1 protein-coding gene is annotated in these 1,323 nt (G+C 84.4%); it reads right to left on the reverse strand.

The window, feature by feature from the left end; genetic code table 11:
- The coding region (locus ACFV0G_RS39420) for a BadF/BadG/BcrA/BcrD ATPase family protein (protein WP_380558771.1) at positions 1-799 on the reverse strand (799 nt) is incomplete at its 3' end.
- Between the last annotated feature and the right edge of the window lie 524 nt (positions 800-1,323).

The following is a 1,323-nucleotide window of genomic DNA, read 5'->3' on the forward strand; positions in this document are numbered from 1 at the left end:
GCCCCCCGGGGGGCGTGCCGGCCGCGCGCGCGGGGTGGCGCCCCCGGGGGGGCGGGGTGGGGGGGGGCGCGCCCGCGCCCGCCGTCTCGGCGATCTCCTCGGCGGCCCGCTCCCGCACGGCGGCCGCGACCCGGTCCCCCGTCGCCGCGCAGTCGGCGACCGCGGGGGCCAGGGAGGCCAGCAGCGCCGCCCGGTCGGGCCGGAGCTGCAGTGCGGCGGGCAGTGCGGTGGCCGGCCCGAACCGGTCGACCACCCGGGCGAGCAGCGCCGGTGAGCCGCCCGTCCGGCCGTCGTGGGCGCGCAGCGCCGCGTCCACCGCGGCCCGGCCGATCCAGGCCCCGCCGCCGCAGTCGCCGAGCAGATGGCCCCAGCCGTCGGCCCGCCGCCAGCCGGTGGCCAGGTCGGTGCCGAGGGCGATCATGCCGGTGCCCGCCGCGACCACGACGCCCGGGCGGGCCCCGAGCGCACCGGCGTAGGCGGTGACGGCGTCCGCGGCCAGCACCAGGCGGCGGGCGCCGGAGCGCTCCGCGAGCGGGGCGGGCAGCAGGTCTGCGAGGTCGGCGCCGAGGGTCGCCATGCCGGTGGCGCCGACGGCCAGCGCGGTGACGGCCGGGGCGCCGGCCTCGGCGAGCAGCGCGTCGAGGGCGGGCAGCAGGGTGTCCAGCAGGGCGGCGGCGTCGATGCCGCGCGGGCCCGTCCGGGTGGGCGCGGCCACCTCGGTGCGGCGGGCCGGGCCCGGCCCGCCGTCCGCGGCGAGGCGGGCGAGCGCGATCCGCACGCCCGTCCCGCCGACGTCCACCCCGGCGACGTACGGGCCCTGCGGCGGGTCGGCGGCGTCCGAACGGGGGTCGCGCCGGCGGTCCGCCGCGGGCCCCGGCCCGCTCGGCTCCGGGTCGGTGGGCCGGTCCACGCGGGCGCCTCCTGGCTGGCCGGTGCTGCTCTGCGGTGCGGGCGGCGCCCGCGCACGGGCAACGCTACGACACCGCCCCACCGCACCCGCGGGTGCCCGGCGGCCCGCCGCCCGGCCGGGTGCCCCGGATGGCCGCCGCGGACGTGCGTCCCGGTGCGGGCCGCCGGTCAATGGGACCCACGGCTCTGCCGCCACCCCGCCGATCGGCCCGCCGGAGGCCCCATGCCCGTCACCGCACCCGCCGCACCGGGCGGCCGTCGGGCGGCCCGGACACCGGCCGGCCGATGACCGCCCCGCCCCCGGCCCCGCCGCCCGGTCCGGACTGGTCCGGGACCGAGCGGCGGCGGCCGCCCGCCCGCGTCCGCCGCCCGCGCCCCCCCCGGCGGGGCCACCTGGGGTTAGGCCTGGCGATC

The sequence above is a fragment of the Kitasatospora sp. NPDC059571 genome (assembly GCF_042735675.1).
In the GTDB taxonomy this organism is placed as follows: Bacteria; Actinomycetota; Actinomycetes; order Streptomycetales; family Streptomycetaceae; genus Kitasatospora.